Genomic DNA, 19,215 nt, shown 5'->3' with positions numbered 1-19,215 from the left:
GTCAGTCCTCCCCTTGCCTGCGCAGCGCGGTGACCGGGTCGCCGCGCCGGACCGCCGTCAGGACGACCACCAGCAGCGGTACGACCAGCACGATGGCGATCAGCTGGGCCAGCGGCCCCACCGGCAGGGTGACCAGCAGTCCCGGAACGGGCTGGGACGCCTGCGCCGTCAGAACGATCAGTGGTACGACCAGCCGGGTCAGCAGCGCGCCCAGCGCCACCCCGACCACCAGGGCCAGCAGCACCAGCAGGCCCTGCTCCGCGGCCATCATCCGGGCCAGCTTGCGGCGGGGCGCCCCCAGCGCCCGCAGCACCGCGAACTCCCCGCTGCGCTCGCGGATCGCGCCGGCCGAACTGACCGCGAAGCCCACCGCCGCCAGCACCGCGGCGGCGATCACGGCGGCCGGCAGCACCGACTGCGGCCCGGCGCCGAGCGGGTCGGCCCGCAGCTCCGACGCGGTCTCGTCACGCACCAGCAGGGAATCGATGTCGGCCCGGTCGCGCAGCGCGGCGGCGATCTTTCCGGTGGCGCCCGGCCGGGCGGCCAGCCACCACTCGCTGGGCTCCATGCCGCGGCCGCCCGTCGCGTTGAGCGTCCGGTTCACGGCGCGCAGGTCCAGCAGCAGCGCTCCGCCGTCGTTCAGGGAGGACGGCGGTGCGGTGGTGCCGGGCAGCGCGCGGATCGCGGAGGTGATGCGCACGGTCGTCTCGATGCCGTTCAGTTCGACGCGGACATCGCCGCCCACCTTGCTGCCGGTGGCCCGCAGGAAGGCGTCGGTGGCGACCCCGGCGAGCGGCGGGGCGGCCGGTTCTGCGACACGTACGGAGAGGTGGGCGCCCTTGGAGTCCGCCAGGGTCGGGTCGGTGGCCCCGGTCGAGTAGTCCACGGTCAGCGCGGCCCCGGCCTGGGTGCTGGTGACGGTGCCGGCGTTCGGCTGGAGGGCGGGGTCACTGCCGAGCGTGGTGTCGGCCCGCTGCATCTGCGCCTTCGCGGCCCAGGACGAGCCGGCGGCGGCCGTCAGCGGGCGGACGGCGCCGTCCGCGGTGACGGTCGCCGGGGCGAGGGTGAGCCGGTGCTTCTCGACGAACTCGGGGGCCGCGTAGTCGACTTCGACGCGGGTGAGCCGCAGCGGTCCCGCCGGGGACCCGCCCGTCCGGCCCGCCGCGTCGGCGAGGTCCAGGACCAGGAGGTGCGGCTTTCCGTCGGCCGGGACATCGCCGAGCGGGAACGCGTATGTGATGCCGTTGCCGTCCTTGAGGACCGCGGTGAGCGAGTCGACGACCCCGCCCTGCCCGTCCGAGTCGAGCCGCGCGGTGAAGCGCAACTGCTGGGCGGTGGCGTCGACGGGGAAGCCCGCGGTCTCCTTCGCTCCGCCGGACGGATCGGCCCGCAGCGGCCGGAGCAGCTCCGGCAGCGGACGGTCGGCGAGATCCTGGCGGAACCGCATCACCTCGCCGGCCTTCGCCGTGTCGATCATGAGGACGGAGGCCACGCGCTGTTCGGGCAGCGTCAGTTGGGACCGCGCCGCGGGGGCGGCGGTGGCGATGCCGGGAGTGTGTTCGTACACCCCCGCCTGTCCGAACGGCGGGGTGGTGGCGCCGGTCACCCGCAGGTCCGCGCCCACCGCGAAGTCGGCCTGGTCGCGCTGGGACCGGTCCCAGCTGGCGCCCTGTCCGATCGCGAACATGCCCATGGCGACGGCCAGTACGAGCAGCAGCACGGCTCCGGCGCCGCGCCGCGGTCGCCGGGAGAGCTGCCAGCCCGCGAGGGCGAGCGCCAGCCCGCTGCCCCGCGCCGCCCTGCGCTCACCGAGCCGGGCGGCCAGCGGCAGCAGCCGCAGGATCAGGACGGTGCCGGCCAGCAGGCACAGCGCGGGCGCGGCGACCAGCACCGGGTCCACGCCGAGGCTGCCGCCGGTGTCGGCGCTCAGCACCCCGGTGTCCGAGGCGCGGCTCGACAACTGCCAGTAGGCGATGCCGGCGAGCAGCAGCAGTCCGAGGTCGGCCCCGGCCTGTACCGCGGCGGGCAGCGCCCCGCGCCGGGCGCGTGCCGAGCGCTCCTCGACATAGCTCCCGGCGCTCCGCAGGGCCGGCACGATGACGGCGAAGGCGCAGGCCAGCGCGGTTCCGGCGGCCACCCACCAGGCGGCCGCACCGATCGCGCCGCCCAGGTCGGTGCCGGACCTGGCCAGCGCACCCTGCCCGGCCAGCAGCCGGATGACCGGCCCGGCGAGCAGCGGCGCGGCCAGTCCCGCGGGCACCGCGAGCAGCAGTGACTCCGTGGCGGCCAGCCGGGCGACGCGGCCGCGCGAGCCGCCGCGGGCCCGCAGCAGCGCGGTCTCGCCGGCCCGTTCCTCGGACAGCAGCTGGGCGACGAGCAGCAGGGCGAAACCGGCCAGGATCAGCAGCTGCAGTGCGCCGATCAGCAGCGTGGAGCGGGTCACCAGCAGGGTGCGCTGCACCCCGGTGAGCAGGTCGGGCAGCTCGGAGGAGATCTGGATGCCGGAATTCGCCGGGTCCTTGGCGGTGGCGTCGATGGTCCGCCGCACGTCGTCCCGCACCCCGGGGATCCCGGCCACGTCCAGGTTCCGGAAGTCGGCGGTGCTCTGCCAGGACATCTCGGCGGGCGTGAGGCGGTCGGAGGCGAAGACGCTCGGGTCGGCGAGCAGCGGCCCGTAGGTGGTGAAGGACACGGTGCGGATGCCGTGGCCGCCCATCGGGTCGAGCTGCCAGTACGGGTCGGTCCGGTCGGTCGGGCGGTAGGTGCCGGTGACCCGGATGTGGAGCACCGGGCCGCCGAGCCGGCTGGTCAGGTCGACCAGGGTGCCGGGCCGCACGCCCAGGGAGCGGGCCACGGGCTCGGGGACCGCCACCGGCACGACGCCGGTGCCGCGGTCGACCGCGGTGGGCCAGCCGCCCTGGACCAGCGTCACGTGCGCCCGGTCGAAGGTGGCCAGCAGCGTCAGGTCCGGGTCGGCGCCCTTGGGGGCGCCGGACGCGGCACCGCCCAGCGTGGCCGGCAGCGCGTACGGCCCGGACCGGGTGCTGGACCGCACCTCCGCGGGCAGCCCGTCGTACGCGCTCCCCAGGTTCTTGCGGATCCCGGCGTCCGAGGTCCGCCAGGCGTCGGCCGTGACGGTCATCTGGACGTTGACGGTGGTCCGCGCCGCCGACTGGTGTTCGAGTGTGCGGCGCAGCCCGGCATCGCCGATGGCGCTGGTGAACGCGGCGAGGGTGGCCAGCACGCTGGTGGTGAGAACCACGGTGAGGAGGGCGGCGGTCAGCAGCAATCGGTGCGCGCGGACACGCAGAAACACAAACCCCGTCACGCTTATCCCCCGTTCGACCGCTGTTCGGATGCTCTCAAACAGATCGGGCGTGAGGAAGTGTAGAAGATTGTCGCAATACGATCGTGACCCGTTGTCCGTTGTCCGATGTCCGGTCAGCGGACGGTCGCAGCACGGTCAGACGGTAACGGCGGTCCGCTCAGCCCGCGGTGTTCACCATCGACGCGGCGGCGTACACCAGGTAGTCCCACAACTGCCGCTCGTGCTCAGGCGCGAGGGCCAGATCGTCGACCGCGTCCCGCATGTGGCGCAGCCACGCGTCGTGCGCGGCCTGGTCGACCTGGAAGGGCGCGTGGCGCATCCGCAGCCGCGGGTGGCCGCGGTTGTCGCTGTAGGTGCGCGGGCCGCCCCAGTACTGCATGAGAAAGAGCGTCAGGCGCTCCTCGGCCGGGCCGAGGTCCTCCTCCGGGTACATCGCCCGCAGTTCGGGGTCGGCCGCGACACCCTCGTAGAAGCGGTGCACCAGCCGCCGGAACGTCTGCTCGCCGCCGACGGCGTCGTAGAACGTCTGCTGCGGCGCCGTGTCCTGCGGGGTCTCGTTCACTCAGCTCCACCTCAAGATGTCGCACCGGCCCGGCGCCGGTCGACGTGGTGCGCGCACGGGGCACCGGGGTCGCCCCCGGGAAGCGCGCGGCACTCCTCCATGGTCTCAGACGACCCGGCGGAGGACCTGGGACCTACGACCCGGTGCGCGACGGGGGCGGGACGAGGGCGCGACGGGGGGGCGGGAACGGTCTCCGGCCGCCCGGTGCGGGCGCGGGGCGTCGCGGATCGGGCCCGGCCGCCGCACAGTGGAGCTATGGAGGACGCGGACCGGAAGGATCACCGCACCGAGGCGGCGGACGCGCTGCGCGACCTGCTGGTACGCCGGATCGTCGCGGCCGGCGGGCTGGCCGACCCCGGGTGGCGGGCGGCCTTCGAGCAGGTGCCGCGCCATCTGTTCGTCCCCGAGTACTACAGTCCGCGGCCCGGCGGATACGAACGGCTCACCGCGGACGACCCCGATCCGAAGGAGCGCGCCCGCTGGCTGACCGGCGCCTACGAGGACGTTCCGCTGGTCACGCACGTACAGGACGGAAGGCTGATCTCGTCCAGCAGCCAGCCGTCGCTGATGGCCTCGATGGCCGAGGCACTGGAGGTACGGGAGGGGCGGACGGTGCTGGAGATCGGCGCAGGCACCGGCTACAACGCGGCGCTGCTCGCCCACCGCCTCGGCGACGACGCCGTCACCACCGTCGACCTGGACCCGGAGATCACCGACGCGGCCCGCGCGCACCTCGCGACGGCGGGCGCCGCACCGGCCGTCGTCACCGGCGACGGAGCCCTCGGCCACCCGGACCGGGCGCCCTACGACCGGATCGTCGCGACCTGCGAGCTGCCGTCCGTGCCGGTCGAGTGGCTGCGCCAGTGCCGCCCCGGCGGCCGGATCCTCGCGCCGTTCGCGGGCGGGCTGATCCGGCTGACCGTCACCGGTCCCGACCGTGCGGAGGGCCGTTTCCTGCACACCGCGGCCTACTTCGTCCCGCTGCGCGGAGCGGCCGCCTCCCACCGGCGGGATCCCGTACCGGACGGGCCGGACGACGGGTCACCGGACGCGCCGCCGGACGAGGCCCCGGAGACGGTCCGCTGGTCCGGCACGCCGCCGCGGGTCCTGGAGGACGATCTCTTCCGCTTCCTGCTGACCCTCCGGACGGGCGCGCTGGAGGTCCGCTGGGCCTCCGGCGACCGCGGCGTCGCCATCACCGCCCCTGACGGCTCCAGCGCCCGCGCCGACCGCGACGGCAGGGTCCTGCTGGCCGGGCCCCGCGATCTGTGGGCGATCGCGGAGGACGCCCACGAGCTGTGGCTGCGCGCGTCCCGGCCGGCGCGTGACCGCTACGGCCTCTCCGTCGACGGAGACCGCCAGTGGACCTGGCTGGACGCTCCTGACGGGGCGCACGTCTGGGACGTCCCGGCCGCCTGAAGGGCTCGGGGCAACAGGGGCAGCGAGAGGGCAACGAGAAGGGCAGCGAGAAGGCCCCGCACCCGGCGGAACTGCCGGGTGCGGGGCCTGCCTCGTGTTGCCTCGTGTTGCTGCGAGAGCCGGAGTCCGGGTTACCGGACCGCCGGGATCAGCTGTAGTAGCCGAACAGGTCGGCGATGACCTGGACGGTGCCCGGGCTGGTGCTCCCGAAGTCGATCTTGCCGTTGACCACGGGGACCGTGACCAGGTTGGGGATCGTCTGTCCGGGGACCCAGTTGATGTTGGAGGCGTTGGGACGGGTCGTCCCGTCGGGCCACACGGTGAGGAACCCGAGGCCGGTGCCGCCGGTGACGGTGACGTTCAGGACGACGGCCTTGGCGTTGGCCAGGACATTGCCGTCGTTCAGGCTCAGCGCCAGCTGGGAGTTGGGCGCCATCGCACCGCCGTTGCCGGTCGAGCCGACTCCGGAACGGGTGTCGAGCAGCCGGGTCGGACCCGCGGTGTGGAACGTCCTGCCGGTCCCCGAGTCGGTGAAGTAACCGAAGACGTCGGCGATGATGTGGGCCGTTCCGGCGCTGCCGTTGTACAGATCCACCGAACCGTCGGCGCCGACCGGGACGATCACCGAGTTGGCGATCGTCTGGCCCTTCGCCCAGTTGAGGTTGGAGGAGGCCGGCCGGGTCGTGCCGTGCGGCCACGCGGTCAGGAAGCCGCCCTGCGCGGTGGCGGTGACGGTGGTGTTGAGGACCACCGCGGTGACGCCGGTCGCCGGGATGCCCTGGGCGCCCGCGACCTTGAAGTTCACCGTGCCCTTGCTCGCGGCCGGCGTCGTGGTGGGAACGCCGATCGAGGTCCGGGTGTCCAGCAGTCGCGCCGGACCCGCGGAGGCGTAGGTGGAACCCGACGGGTTCGTCGAGTAGTAGCCGAAGACGTCGGCGATGAGGTGCGTCGTTCCGCTGGTGACGTTGCCCAGGTCGACCGAGCCGTCGGCGCCGACCGGAACCGTCACCAGGTTCGCGACGGTGTCGCCCTTCACCCAGTTGAGGTTGGACGAGGTCGGCCGGGTCGCACCGTGCGGCCAGGCGGTCACGTAGCCGGGCTGCGTGGTCGCGGTGACCGTGACGTTGAGGACCACCGCGGTCACACCGCTGGCCGGGGCACCCGGAGCGCCCTTGATCTTCAGGTTCACCGTGGTGTTACCGGGGACCGGCGTGGTGGTGGGGACGCCGATGGCGGACCGGGTGTCGAGCAGACGGGCCGGGTTCGCCGGGGTGAAGGTGCCGGCCGGCTTCTCCGGCAGCGCCTTGCACAGGCCGGTGGCGATGGCCCGGCCGTGCGGGGCGCCGAGGCCGGTGGCGAGGTCGTAGCCGGAGCCGGCCTGGTAGAGGCCGCCGGTGTAACCGGAGCTCAGCAGGTCGTTGTTGCCGGTGACGACGTCACGGAACGAGGACGCCGGGAGCTTGTAGAGCGCCGGGTTCACGAAGCCGAGCGGGCCGTCGGCGGCGCACGCCAGGTCCATGTCGGCCTGGGCGATCAGCGCGGCCCAGGTCGGCGCGGACGCGCTGGTGCCGCCGAACATGTGCCAGATCGGGTAGCCCTGGGAGTCACGGCCCCAGGTGATCGGGTAACCCGTGTTCGGGTCGCCCAGAGCCGCCACGTCCGGTACCTGGCGGCAGGTCTCGCCCGCGGCTGCGCCGCAGGCGTTGTTGTAGCCGGGGCCGGTGAAGCCGTTCTGGTAGCCGGCAGCGGTGGCCGACTTCCAGATGGAGGAGACGCCGCCGCCTGTGGCGCCGTCGCCGTCGTTCCAGACCGACTCGTTGGCGCCGACCATGTTGGTGCCGCCCACGGCGAGCACGTACGGCTGGCTGGAGGGGTCGTCCGTCCCGACGGTGGGGTCGGGCGCGCCCGGACGCGAGCAGTCGGTGGAACCGCTGTCACCTGCGGAGGATGTGACCGTCTGGCCCTGTGCCGCCGCCTGCTGGAAGATCACGTTCTCGGCGGCCATGACCGCGGAGGGAGTGCCGATCTCGCAGGAGCCCCAGCTGGTGGAGATCACCTGGGCGCGGTTGTCCGTGACGATCCGCTGGTAGGTGTCGAGCACCTGGTTCCAGGTCGCCTTGTTGGCGTCCGGGCCCTGGTAGACCAGGATCGAGGCTTCCGGCACCAGGCCGATGAGGTCCTCGATGTCGAGGGCCGCCTCCCCGCCGATGTTCTTGGTGGAGTCGGCCGGAGCCGTCGGACCGCCGTCGACATTGATCGCGGTAACGGGGACCTTCGTGCCGTAGCACGCCTGGTAGGCGGCGATGTCCTTCGGGTCGTAGCTCTCCAGCTCGAAGAGCGCCACGGACACGCCGGTGGTCGGAATCGGCCGGTTGTTCATCCCGTAGGCCTTGGAGAGCTCGCCGGCGCTCCAGTACTGCTGGGTGTCCGTGAGGAAGTTGTCGCTGAACAGCGACTTGGCGTCAGCGCACAGCTGCGGGGACTTGCCCGCGGCGTGCGGGGCGACCGTGGCCGCCGAGGCCTTCGACTTCGCGGTGAACTGCCCCTTGGAGGTGACGTGCTTCGGCTTCACGGTGGTCAGGGTGTTCAGCCCCACGACACCGGTGATCGCCGACGCGATGTCGGCCCGCACGGCCGGCGCCGCGTTGTTCGTCAGGCCGGTGCGGCCGTCCGCCAGCCGGTAGTCCGAGAAGCTGGTCCCGAACGCCTTGGCGGCCGCGCTCACGGTGGTGTGCACCGGAATGGAGAAGCCGTCCGCCGAGACCTCGCCCGGGTCGAGACCCTGGGCGGTGAGGGCGGCGCGCACCCGGTCGACGGTGGCTCGCGTCGGGCCGAAGGCCGGGCCGAACTCACCGGTCTTGAGGTAGTGGTGGTACTGCGGCGAGGCGGGGTCGGACACCGCCGCGATGAAGCTCTTCAGGCCGGCCGGGTCGCGCGGGCTGAGCGACACGCTCAGGTCCAGCGCCGCGTCCCCGTCGGGAGTACCGGTGCGCAAGGCGCCGTGCGGAGCGACCGGGGCGGACCCGATCCGCTTCGGTGCCGGAGCCGGGGTGGTGTCGGCCAGGGCGGCGGGCGCCGCGGTGGCGATCATGGCGACCGCGGTGGCGGTCACCATGCCTATGCGAAAAACCTTTTCACGGGCTGCAATGCCCATGCGTCAACTCCCTCAAGATCTGCGTCGAACGGCCGTGCGGCCACGGCGATACCGCGAGAGGGCGCCCCCGGCACCGCGCGGAGCGCGGCGGACGGCGGCAGAGAAGAGTTGGTCCCCCCTGGTACGGGCACGACCCGTACCGGACCTGCGAAAGAGCCCCCCCGGCGGATCACCGGGCGAAGGGTGACCGAACCCCTTCACCGGATGAGAACAGCCAGCAAGGCTTTCTATCAGCTGTGCGAACGCGAGCGTCGTTCAGGTGTACGAAGTTTGCTCATCCTTGGTAAAGGTGGTGCGGGAGTGACATCAGCCGCGGCTGACCGTGATCGTCGTCCAGGCGCCGACGTGGACGCGGTCGCCGTCCTTCAGCGGTACCGGGAGGTAGGGCTGGATCGGGTCAGCGGCCCCATTGACCGTGGTGCCGTTCGTCGAGTCCTGGTCGACGACGGACCAGCCGCCGTCGGGCTGTTGCACCAGAACGGCGTGCTGGTGCGAGACGCCCGGGTCCTCGGGGGCGCGGGACAGGTCGATGTCGGGAGCCTCGCCCGTGCTGTGCCGGCGGCGGCCGATGGTGATCTGGTTGCCGACCAGCGGCAGCCGCAGTTCGGGGGAGTACGACGGGAAGTACAGACCGGTGGCGTCGGGTCCGCTGCGGGCCATCATCGCGGTGAAGTAGTCACGGTCGGCGGCGACGGTGGCGGTCCAGGCCGTCACCTCGGGCACGACCGGGGCCACGGCCGGCTCCGGCACGACGGCCTCGGGCCGGGACGGCGCCGACGGGGTGGAGGGCGCGCTCGGCGGCGTGAGCAGGAAGTCGCCCGAGCCGCCCGGGATGATCGCCTCGGGAGCCAGCGGCTCCGCCGGGCGGTTCATCTGGGACGGGCGCGAGCGCTGCGACTCGTACCGCTGGTAGGGCGGGAACCCCGGCGAGGGAGGGGACGGCGGCGCGACGAAGGTGGTGGCGGTGTGCGTCTGGAAGTTGTAGCGGCACTCCTCGCAGAACAGCGCCAGCCCCTCCCGCGGCGTACCGCAGGTCGGGCACGGCTCGGCCGCAGCCGTGGCGTCCGGATCGTAGCCGGAGACCACCGGCCCGGCGGGCCCGGAGGCCGCGGAGGAGGACGGCACGGCGGGTGCGGACATGCGGTGGCCGCACACCTCGCACCAGTCGTCGGTTCCCGACTGGTGACCGTTCGGACAAGTCGACATACGGCTGGCTCCCCCTCCGCCTGCGAGCGCGGTTACTTCTTGACGCGTACGGTTTTCGTCGACCGCGTCTCCAAGGTCATCTCGTCGGCGTCCGCGACCCGCGCCTTCAGCCGTACGGTACCGCTCGGCGCGTCGACCACGTCGACCACCTTGGCCAGCAGCTTCGCGGTGTCGTCATTGCCCGAGGCGCTCGCGAGCTGAACGGCGCGGCCCAGCTTCGCGGTCGCCCCGTCGATGTCGCCTGACTTGCGTGCTTCCAGGCCCTCCTGGATGACGGAGGCGAGCTCCGCCTGGCCGGTGTAGTGCGCGACCTGCGGGTTGATCCGGGTCGAGGCGGCCATGTCGTCCGTCCACACCGCCCGCACCAGCCCCTGGGAGAGCACCTGGGAGGTGCCGTCCGGCTGCGGCAGGACCAGCGAGAGCCGGGCGGCGAGCATCTCCTGGCCGACACCGGCGTTCGGCACCTGGACGCACACGTGGTAGTCGCGGGACTCGTCGCCCCAGGAGCCGGTGGGGTAGTCGCCGGCCCGCGGACCGGCCTCCGTACGGCGTGCCGTCAGATCCTCGACGGTCGGCGCGACCTGCTTCACGAACTTGATCTCGGAGCCCTGCGGGGTCCACAGCCGCAGCCCCACGTCCGCGACCTCCTTGCCCATCGCGGTCTCCATCATCGCCTGGAAGTCCGCCTTCAGCCCGGCCGGGTCGGCGACGATGTCGACGGAGCCGAGCATCGCGGAGGCGATCCCGGTCAGCTCCTTGACCTCCCAGTCCGTCCCCACGCCCCGCGCGTCACAGGTGAAGCGGCCGGCGCATGCCTCCAGAGTGGCCCGCAGGTCCTCCGGCTTCTCGTGCTCGTTGCGGCCGTCGGTCAGCAGGATGCCGTGCCGGATCGGCACATCGGCGGTCGCCAGCAGCCGGTCGGCGAGCCGCAGCCAGGTGCCGATCGCGGTGCCGCCGCCCGCGGTGAGCTTGCGCAGCGCCTGCTTGGCCTGGCCGCGGGTCTGCGCATCGGCCACCGCGAGACCGCCGTTGGCGGGGTAGACCTCGCGGGCCTGATGGGTGCCGCCGACCACCGCGAAGGCCACCCCGTCGCGGATCGTGTCGATCGCGGCGGCGGTCGCGTCACGGGCGTTGCGCATCTTCGTGGGCGGGTAGTCCATCGAACCGGAGCAGTCCACCATGATCACCACAGCTCCGCCCGGGGCGCCGTCGGTGGCGTAACCGGGAGCCGCCAGCGGGTGACCGCCGGAGGTGCCGCCGCCGGTCGACGTCACCGTGACGATGGCATTGACCTCGCGGCCGCCCTCGGGCAGGTACTCGTTCTGATAGATGTCGACCGAAAACTGCGGCACGTTCGACTTGGAGAAATTGGCCATCGCGTGAGCTCCTCGCGCTCCTCAGTCCACAAAGACATCCCCCGGAGAGGGACCGGTTCTACGCAGGTTCGGATCCTGCCCGCCCCACCGTGGCCGGGAACGGAAGTACGGCGACTGTTACGTTGTCGTGGCCCCCGCCGTCGAGCGCCACCCCCACCAGCGTCTGCGCGCAGTGCAGCGGCCGGGTGCGGGCGTCGGCCGGTACCACCGCCGCCAGTTCGGCCGCGGACTCGGCGTAGTTCCACAGCCCGTCGGTGCACACGACCACTACACCCGTTCCCTCCGGCTGGAAGGAAGCGGTGTGCGGATCGATGTCGACGGCGTCGGCGCCGAGCCAGCCGGTGATCGCGTGGGCGCGCTCGTCCGCGTACGCCTCGGCCTCGGACATCAGCCCCGCCGACACCATCCGGGCCGCCCACGAGTCGTCCTCGGTGAGGCGGGCGGACGGGGTGCTCCGGTCGTCCGGGACCCAGTACGCGCGGCTGTCGCCGATCCAGCCGACGGTGAAGACCGGGCCCGCGGCGACGGCGCTCACGCAGGTGCAGGCCGGGGCGTTGTGGTGCGGGCCCTGCCGGACGTCGTCCTCCTCGGCGAGCACCGCCACCGCGTGGGCCGCCGCCAGCAGGGCGTCGTGCATGGCCTGTTCCGGCGGACTGCCGTGTTCCAGCGCGTCGAGCAGCTTCTCGCTGCCCACCGCGGCGGCCGCCGCCGAGGCGTCGTCCGGGCGGTACGCCGACGAGACGCCGTCGCACACCACCGCGATGACCGCGGGTGTCCCGTCCGGCAGCGAGGTCGCCGCCACGGCGAACGCGTCCTCGTTGCGGTGGTGCCGCAGACCGCGGTCGCTGACCGCGGCCACGCCTTCGAGTTCGCGCTCCTGGTGGTCGCGCAGCCGCGGCTGCGCGTGCCCGCAGTGCTCGCAGTACCCGTCGGCGTCGACCCCGCCGACCCCGCACGCCACACAGGTCCGCCCCTGCGGCGCCGGTCCGGCGAGCAGTTCCTCGCGCGGGTCGGTGACCTCCGCGGCGGGCTGCGGCGGAGCGGGTGCGTCGGCGCTCGCCGGCGGCTGCCCCGGTGCGGTCTGCCCGGGGGCCGCAGCGGGGCTTCGGGGCGGAGCGAGCGCGAAGGGATCGGTGAACTCACCGTTCCCCGTGCCCGCCGCCGAGCCGTTGCCGGAGGGCCCGGTTCCGGGCAGGTCGGCGCCCGCGGCGGGGAGCGGCGCGGTCACGTCCGCGCCGCATACGCCGCAGAACTTGTCGCCCTCCTCCAGCGGTTCCGCGCAGCTGGGGCAGCTGATCGACTGAGCTGACTGGGCCGACTCCGGCAGTCCTGGCATTCGGTTACACCCACGTCCGGGGGCGGAAACGGTTGGCCCGCTCCACCAGTTCGATCCTTGTGCGGTCCTTCTGGGCCAGCCGGGCCAACACCCGGTACGAGCGCTCCAGGCCGAAGCGCAGCCCGCGTTCGTCCAGGGCGCTGCCCAGCAGCACCGGATGGGCGGCGGCGGGCTGCGCACCCTGGCCACCCGCCAGCACCCAGTCGAGCGCGCTGCCGAGCACCTCGGCGGACAACTGCTCGCGCCGGTCGGCGTCGAGGCCCTGCTGCTGCAACTGCTCGACCTGCCGGCCCGCGGCCGTCAGATCGTCCAGCAACGGTTCGTGCGGGGACCGGTCGCGCAGCCGGGCCCTGATCGCCGCGACCCGTGCCGCGGTGAAGTGGATGGACGACTCGGGCACCGACTCCAGGACCTGTACGGCGCCGGGCCGGTCGCCCGCCGCCAGCCGCACCCGGGCCAGGCCGAAGGCGGCGCTGACGTAGCTCTGGTCGGTGGTCCACACCAGGCGGTAGTACTCGGTCGCGTTGTCCAGCTGGCCCAGCACCTCGGCGCAGATGCCCAGCGCGAGCTTCGGCGCGGACTCGCCGGGGAACGCGTCGTAGACCGCGTCGAAGGAGAGCGCGGCCGTCTCGTGGTCGCCGGTGGTCAGCGCGGTGAGGCCGCGGTGCCAGACGACGCGCCAGTCCTCCAGGTCGTCGTCGGCCAGGCCCTGCAGGACGAGCAGCGCGGCGCCGCCGTCGCCCAGTTCGAGCCGGGCCCGCAGATCGCGCAGCCGCCGCTCGACCGACTCGACGGGGGAGGACTGCAGCGCGGAGATCAGTTCGGAGGGCGCCGCCGACGACAGACCCGCCAGGAAACCGGCGTTGGGGTCGGACGGGTCCACATGCGGCACGGGCAGCGCCAGTACGGCGGCGGGTGCGTCGAGCCGGGTGACCGACGGGAAGCCGAATCCGGTGCCGTCCCCCGCCGGTCCTGCCGCACCCGGCAGGGCGGCCGGGGCGATGGGCACCGTGCCGACGACGGTCGCGCTGTACGGGAGGGGCGCGCCGGGCGGCAGGGCGGGTGCGCCCGGAGTGCCCGCCAGGGCTCCCTGCTGTGCGCCGCCCTGCGGCGGGATGAACGCGGGCGGCGCGCCGTTCAAGCTGTTGGCAGCGCCCGCGGCGACCGCGCCGGGCTTGCGGCGGCGGTCCGCGCCGAGCCGGGACGCGTCGCCGGGCAGCGGGTGCACCAACTCCGTGTCCACCACCCGGATCTCCGGCCCGAAGAGGGTGGAGAGCGCGGGCCGCGGCTTGCCGGTCTCGAGTGCGACGACCTCGCGCAGCACGCCCAGCAGCTGGTCCGACATCTCCTCCGCGGACGCGAAGCGCTTGTCCGGGTCCGGGTCGGTGGCGCGCACCAGCAGCCGGTAGAAGGACTCGTAGCGGGAGAAGACCTCGATGTTGTCGGGGTCGGGCAGGCTGTCGGCGAAGACGTTGGTGTAGCCCTGGAAGTCGAAGGTCAGCACGGCCAGGGTGCGCGCGACGGTGTACAGGTCGGAGGCGACGGACGGGCCCAGCTCGGCGACCTCCGGGGCCTGGTAGCCGACCGTGCCGTAGATCGCGCTGTCGTTGTCGTCCATCCGGCGGACCGCGCCCATGTCGATCAGTTCGAGGCGGTCCTCCTGCTGGATGGCGTTGTCGACCTTGAAGTCGCAGTACAGCAGGTTGCGGCTGTGCAGATAACCGAGCGCGTCCAGCGCCTCGATGGCGTACGCGATGGCCGTCGCCACCGGCAGCGGCGCGCGCTTGCCGTCGGGACCGCGCCGGTCGTTGGCGATCTCCTTGAGCGACTTGCCGCCGACGTAGGCCATCACGATGTAACCGTCGAGAGTGCCGGACCGCTGGTCCAGGTGCTCCACGAAGTTGTAGATGCGGACGATGTTCGGGTGCTCGATCTCGGCGAGGAACCGCCGTTCGGAGACGGCCGCGGCCAGCGCGTCCTCGTCCCCGGTGTCCAGCAGGCCCTTGAGCACCACCCAGCGGTCGGAGACCGCGCGGTCCACCGCGAGATAGATCCAGCCGAGCCCGCCGTGCGCCAGGCAGCCCACGACCTCGTACTGGCCGCGCACGACATCGCCGGCCCGCAGCTTCGGCGAGAAGGAGTACGGGTGCCCGCACTTGGTGCAGAAGCCCTCCGTGCGGCCGGCCTTGTCACCGCGGCTGCGGCCCACCGGCGCCCCGCAGTCGCCCTTGCTGCAGAACCGCTTGCGCTCGGGGACCTGCGGGTTGTCCAGGACGGCCGCGGCCGGATCCGGGCGCGGGATGGGCGGTACGGAGACCAGCCCGGCGCCCAGCTTGCCGCGGGTGGAGCCGCTGCCCGTGCTCCGGGAGCTGCGCACCGACACCGAACGTCCGGTGGTGGAGCCGCTGAGGGCGCGGGACAGCCGCCCGGACACCGAACGGCGCGAGGACCGCGAGGACGACTTCGACGAACGGGAGGAGTGCGCCGACGAGCGCCCCGAGTCCAGGCCGCCGCCGGCGGCCGACCGTGCCGAACTGCTCGCCGCCGCGACGGCCACGGGAGCCAGCCCGCAGGTGTCGCAGTACAGCTCGCCGCCGCCCATGTCCTCCAGAGCCCCGCCGCAGCCGGGCCGTTGGCACTTGCTCACGGTGTCCCCCCTCGTTCCATCGTGCGGCCGGCCCGTAGCCGTCCAGCCCTCTTCCATCCAACCCTCTTCTGTGGTCCCACCGGCAGATGGTTCCGCATCAGGATTCCCGCCTGTCCGCGGGTTGCGACTGCCTCGGCCCGAGCACCTCGGCCACCGCCTGCTGGTAGCGCAGCACCGTCGACTCCGCGGCCCGCAGATCGCAGGGCGCGCTCCACAGCATGCGGCGCGCCTGGTCGTACCGTTCGATCAGCAGCGGGTCCTCCGCCATGCCGTGCCGCGCCACCTTCGCGCGGTAGGCGTCCAGCCGGCCGCGCAGCTCGGCGCGGACCGCGAGCGGCGCCGTCACCGCCGTCAGGGAGTCGCGGGCCCGCAGCAACTCCTCGTCGGCGCGCTGCTCCAGGCCGTCCAGCAGCGGGGACAGCCGGTGCCACTGACCGGTCCTGCGGTAGTCGTCGGCCGCCGCGAGCCGCTCGTGCAGCGCGGACGACGGGCCGCTGACCGCCGGGACCTCCGACGCCGCTATTTTCGCCAGCACCTCGACGCGTGCGCTGCGCGCCTCGGTGAGCGTACGGTCCGCCCGGGACAGCACGTCCCGCAGGTGCAGCAGCCGCTGGTCGGCGTCGTCGCGCACGTGCAGCACGGCGTCGACCTCACGGCGCAGCTCCTCCAGCCGGCGGCCGGCCTGCTCGTAGCGGGCGGTGTCCGCGCGGCCCGGCTTCGGCTCCGGCAGCCAGAACGCCAGCGGGTCGGAGACCACCTGGGCGCGCAGCGCGGCCAGGTCGGTGATGAGCCGCTCCAGCTCGTCCCCCGAGGGGTGGGCGCCGGGGCGTACCCCCACCGAGTGGGCCAGCGAGCGGACCCGTTGCACGTCCGCGGCGAGCAGATCGATACGGGCGGGCAGCGCGGACCAGACGGAGTCGGCGCCGGCGACCATCGCCATGGCCTGCTCGTACCAGCCGTTCATCCGGTCCAGCAGCTGCTCCAGGCTGAACCGTTCGGTGAGCACGGCGGGGCCGGTCAGACTGCGGGCCGCGTCCGGGACCGCGCCGCCGGACACCGTGACGCCGGTGCCGCGCAGCAGTTCGGTGAGCGTGTTCAGATCGGTCTGGGTGGGCCAGCGGCGGCGGCCGCGCAGCTCGCGCGCGGAGTTCAGGGCAGCGGTGTAGGCCTCGAAGTGCGACCACAGCAGGGTGATCGCCGAATCCGTCTCGGCCCAGCGCTCCTTGGTGACACCAGCCAGCTCGGCGCCTTCGAGCAGCCGGCGGCCGGAGTGGTCCTGGAGGGCGAGCAGCGAGGACTCGATCGCCTCGTGGTCCGCGCCGATCCGCGCCAGGGCACGGTCGACCTCCTCCCGGCCCATCACCGGCCCGGACGGTCCCTCCACCGACCTCCGGCCGGGAGGTGCCCCCTCCGCCATCGAACCTTCTTTCCCGTAACCGGCACGTCGTGTGCGGAGCTCAGTCCTGCTGGTCGGCCCTGGTGTTCCGGCCCCGGGGGCCAGGTGGTTCAGTTCTTGTAGAGCGGTGCGGGCGGTCCGGTCACATCCGGCAGCTTGGCGGCCAGCCAATGACGGTACGCCTGCATCCAGGGGCTGTTGACGCCACCGCTGCGGTAATCCTCCAGCACCTTGTTGACGCGGGCCACCAGATCGGTGTCCCTGAGGTTCATGGCCACCCCGTACGGCTCCGTGGTGACCTTCTGGCCGATGAGGTGGACCGAGGGGTCCTGCGCGGCCTGGCCGGCCGCCAGCGCGTTGTCGGTGAACACCGCGTCCACCAGGTTCAGCTGCAGCCGCACGAGGCAGTCCAGCTGGTTCGGTACGAGGACGACCTTGGCGCCGTGCGAGTCCTCCTTGAGCTTGGTCTCGCCCGTGGAGCCCTTCGCGGTGCAGACCGTCCGGCCGTTGAGGGAGGTGTCCAAGCCGGTGATGGGGGTGCCCTGCAGCGGCACGAGCAGCTGCTGCCCGGCCTCGAAGTACGCGGTGGAGAACGCCACGTCCTTCAGCCGTGAGCAGTTGATGGTCATGGTGCGCACCACCATGTCCACCTTCCCTGCCTTGATCATCGGGATGCGCTGGTCGGTCGGCACCGTCAGGAACTGGACCTTCTCCGGGTCGCCGAGGATGTCCTTGGCTATGGCGCGCACCAGGTCGATGTCGAAGCCGGTGATCTGGCCGGTGGCCGGATCGCGGAAGCCCCACAGATAGCTGTTCTGGTCCACGCCGACGATGAGCTTGCCGTGCTCCTTGATCCGCCGCACGGCGTCACCGTCCACCGTCGACGGCCGCTGACCGCTGGCCTCCGGGTGGTCGCAGGTGTCGTCCGTGGAGGCGTACTTGGCGCTCAGCACGCCGCCGGGCGTCGCCGACCGCGCGCCGTCCGCCGCGCCGGCACCGCGCAGCGGGACCGCCACCGCGGTGACGACCAGCGCGCAGGCGGCCGCCATCCCCGCGACTCCGCCCCAGCCGCGCCAACTGCGGCGCGTCCGCCGCGTCCGTGGCGTGTCCTCGCGCATGGTCCGCTTCCCTCCACCGGCCTGGCCGGTCACCCCGGTCACCGGTACTCCGACAGCCGGCGTCCGATGCCGAGCGCGGCGCCGGCCGCGGCCAGCACGGCCAGCAGCGCGGCACCCGCCGGAAGCCCGGTCAGCGCCCCGCGGCCGTCGTTCGCGGCCTGTACGAATTCCTGCTGCTCATGGTCGACGGCCTTGCGCAGGCTGGCGTCCACCACGTCGAAGCACTGGCCGGTGGTCGCGGTGACCACCTCGCCCTGTTGGTTCTTGCCGCCGATCACCTGAGCGACGGCGTCCGCGTAGTTGCCCTCGTTGTCGCTGGCGCGGGCCGCGGTGTGCCGGCCCCGCCAGGCCTGTACGCCCTTGATCGCGTCGTTGACCGGGCTGCGGCCCGCCTCGTCGTCCGCGAGCGCCAGGGCCTGCGCCATCTCGCCGCCGACGCCCTTGGGGTCCTTGCCGGCCAGGGTCGACATGCCGCCCTGGAAGTTGGTCTCGTACGAGGCGCCGGAGCCGCGGGCGACCAGCGTCAGGTTCTCGTCGCCGCGGGCCTGCAGCACGCCGATCCGGGCGCTGTTGAGCACCTGCAGCGACTTCGCCCCGTGGTCGTACGACGTGTCGAGCTGGGAGGCGGCGACCGTGTGGCCGACCACCGCCCACAGCAGCACCACCACCGAGGCCGCGCTGGCGGCCAGCATCCCCTGGTTGAAGACGCGGTTGGTGCGCCGGTACGAGCGGCGCTGGGCCCACAGCAGGGCGCCGAGCGCGATCGCTCCGAGGGACCAGGCGAGCCACGGCAGCGCCTTGGCGGAGCCGTAGTCCTCGCCGAGCCGGGCCGTCTCGGCCTTGTACAGCTTGTCGGCGGTGTCCAACAGGCCGCCGTCCTGGCGCATCAGCTCGTTGGCGTACCGCAGATGGGCGCCACCGACGGGGAAGCCCTGCCGGTTGTTGACGCCGGCCCGCGCCACCTCTTCGGTGTACCCCTTGAGCTGCTGGTTGAGCAGCGAGATCTGCTCCAGGGTCGTCGCGGACCCCTGGGCGTTCCCGGCCGCCTCGGCGATCAGCTTCGACGCCGTCCGCAGGTCGTTGTCGTACCGGTCCGTGACGGACTTCGGCTGCTGGCCGCCGATGAGGAAGCCGCCGGAGGCGGTGGTGTCCGCGTCCGCCAGCGACCGGTAGATCTCGGCGGCCTTGGCGCTCAGCGGGGCGCTGTGGTTGACCACGTCGCTCGCCGCCGACGCGCGGTCGGTGATCTGCCACGCCGTCACCGCCCCGAACGCCACGACCAGCACGGCCAGTACCGCGCCGATGATCCGCAGCCGGCCGGGCTCGGTCGTCGCGGCGGCCCGCAGCCGGTCCGCGCCCTCGCTCCAGGCCCGCCGCCGTGGCGGCGGGGGCGGCGGTACGGCCGGCGGCCTCGCGGGCGGCTGGGGAACGCGCGGCGCGGGCGGGGCACCATAGCCCTGCGCGGCCGGGATTCCGCTCCCCGTCGGCGTTTGTGTCACTGAACCCTCCCCCGGAACAACTCCCCTGCGCACGGCAGTCAAGCTCTTGGCCAGCAGTATGGCCGTACGCGGTGTCATCCACCTAGGGATTGCGTGGATCTTGCGCGAACTGCCCGCTATGCGGCCCTGCCGTACGAACTTCACCCGTATCCCATCACGCCCGGGACCCGCGCC

11 protein-coding genes are annotated in these 19,215 nt (G+C 73.1%); 1 reads left to right on the top strand and 10 read right to left on the bottom strand.

Annotated elements, in window-relative coordinates:
• Position 1: 1 nt before the first annotated feature.
• Together C8250_RS17560 and C8250_RS17555 are read right to left on the bottom strand one after the other, a co-directional pair.
• On the bottom strand, positions 2 to 3,328 hold the full coding sequence (locus C8250_RS17560; protein WP_138355095.1) for an FtsX-like permease family protein: 3,327 nt from the start codon (positions 3,326 to 3,328) through the stop codon (positions 2 to 4).
• A 157-nt stretch (positions 3,329 to 3,485) separates the two neighbouring features.
• Complete coding sequence (locus tag C8250_RS17555) at positions 3,486 to 3,890, bottom strand: globin (protein ID WP_138355096.1); 405 nt, start codon at positions 3,888 to 3,890, stop codon at positions 3,486 to 3,488.
• Between the two features lie 255 nt (positions 3,891 to 4,145).
• On the opposite strand from C8250_RS17555, the gene C8250_RS17550 reads away from it, so the two are divergent.
• Positions 4,146 to 5,309 (top strand): methyltransferase domain-containing protein, encoded by a 1,164-nt coding sequence (locus C8250_RS17550; protein WP_138355097.1) that lies wholly within the window; start codon positions 4,146 to 4,148, stop codon positions 5,307 to 5,309.
• Between the two features lie 148 nt (positions 5,310 to 5,457).
• Here the strand turns inward: C8250_RS17550 and C8250_RS17545 are convergent, their stop codons facing one another.
• The 8 genes from C8250_RS17545 to C8250_RS17510 form a co-directional block, all read right to left on the bottom strand.
• Positions 5,458 to 8,424, bottom strand: coding sequence for a S53 family peptidase (locus tag C8250_RS17545; RefSeq protein ID WP_187144884.1), 2,967 nt, complete (start codon positions 8,422 to 8,424; stop codon positions 5,458 to 5,460).
• Positions 8,425 to 8,769: 345 nt separating this feature from the next.
• Positions 8,770 to 9,669, bottom strand: a complete 900-nt coding sequence (locus tag C8250_RS17540) for an FHA domain-containing protein (protein WP_138355099.1) — start codon at positions 9,667 to 9,669, stop codon at positions 8,770 to 8,772.
• Positions 9,670 to 9,701: 32 nt separating this feature from the next.
• Entirely contained in the window at positions 9,702 to 11,045 is a 1,344-nt protein-coding gene (locus tag C8250_RS17535) for a VWA domain-containing protein (RefSeq protein ID WP_138355100.1), read from the bottom strand.
• A 58-nt stretch (positions 11,046 to 11,103) separates the two neighbouring features.
• Entirely contained in the window at positions 11,104 to 12,381 is a 1,278-nt protein-coding gene (locus C8250_RS17530) for a protein phosphatase 2C domain-containing protein (protein ID WP_138355101.1), read from the bottom strand.
• 4 nt (positions 12,382 to 12,385) lie between these two features.
• On the bottom strand, positions 12,386 to 14,983 hold the full coding sequence (locus C8250_RS17525) for a serine/threonine-protein kinase (RefSeq protein ID WP_232485005.1): 2,598 nt from the start codon (positions 14,981 to 14,983) through the stop codon (positions 12,386 to 12,388).
• Positions 14,984 to 15,125: 142 nt separating this feature from the next.
• Positions 15,126 to 16,445: a hypothetical protein gene (locus C8250_RS17520; RefSeq protein ID WP_138355103.1), complete on the bottom strand. Its 1,320-nt coding sequence runs from the start codon at positions 16,443 to 16,445 to the stop codon at positions 15,126 to 15,128.
• A gap of 89 nt (positions 16,446 to 16,534) precedes the next feature.
• On the bottom strand, positions 16,535 to 17,542 hold the full coding sequence (locus tag C8250_RS17515) for a glutamate ABC transporter substrate-binding protein (RefSeq protein ID WP_138355104.1): 1,008 nt from the start codon (positions 17,540 to 17,542) through the stop codon (positions 16,535 to 16,537).
• A gap of 38 nt (positions 17,543 to 17,580) precedes the next feature.
• Entirely contained in the window at positions 17,581 to 19,041 is a 1,461-nt protein-coding gene (locus C8250_RS17510; RefSeq protein ID WP_244809177.1) for a hypothetical protein, read from the bottom strand.
• Between the last annotated feature and the right edge of the window lie 174 nt (positions 19,042 to 19,215).

Source organism: Streptomyces sp. So13.3, from assembly GCF_005860785.2.
Taxonomy (GTDB): Bacteria; Actinomycetota; Actinomycetes; order Streptomycetales; family Streptomycetaceae; genus Actinacidiphila; species Actinacidiphila fildesensis.
This window is presented reverse-complemented; position numbering and strand designations above follow the sequence as displayed.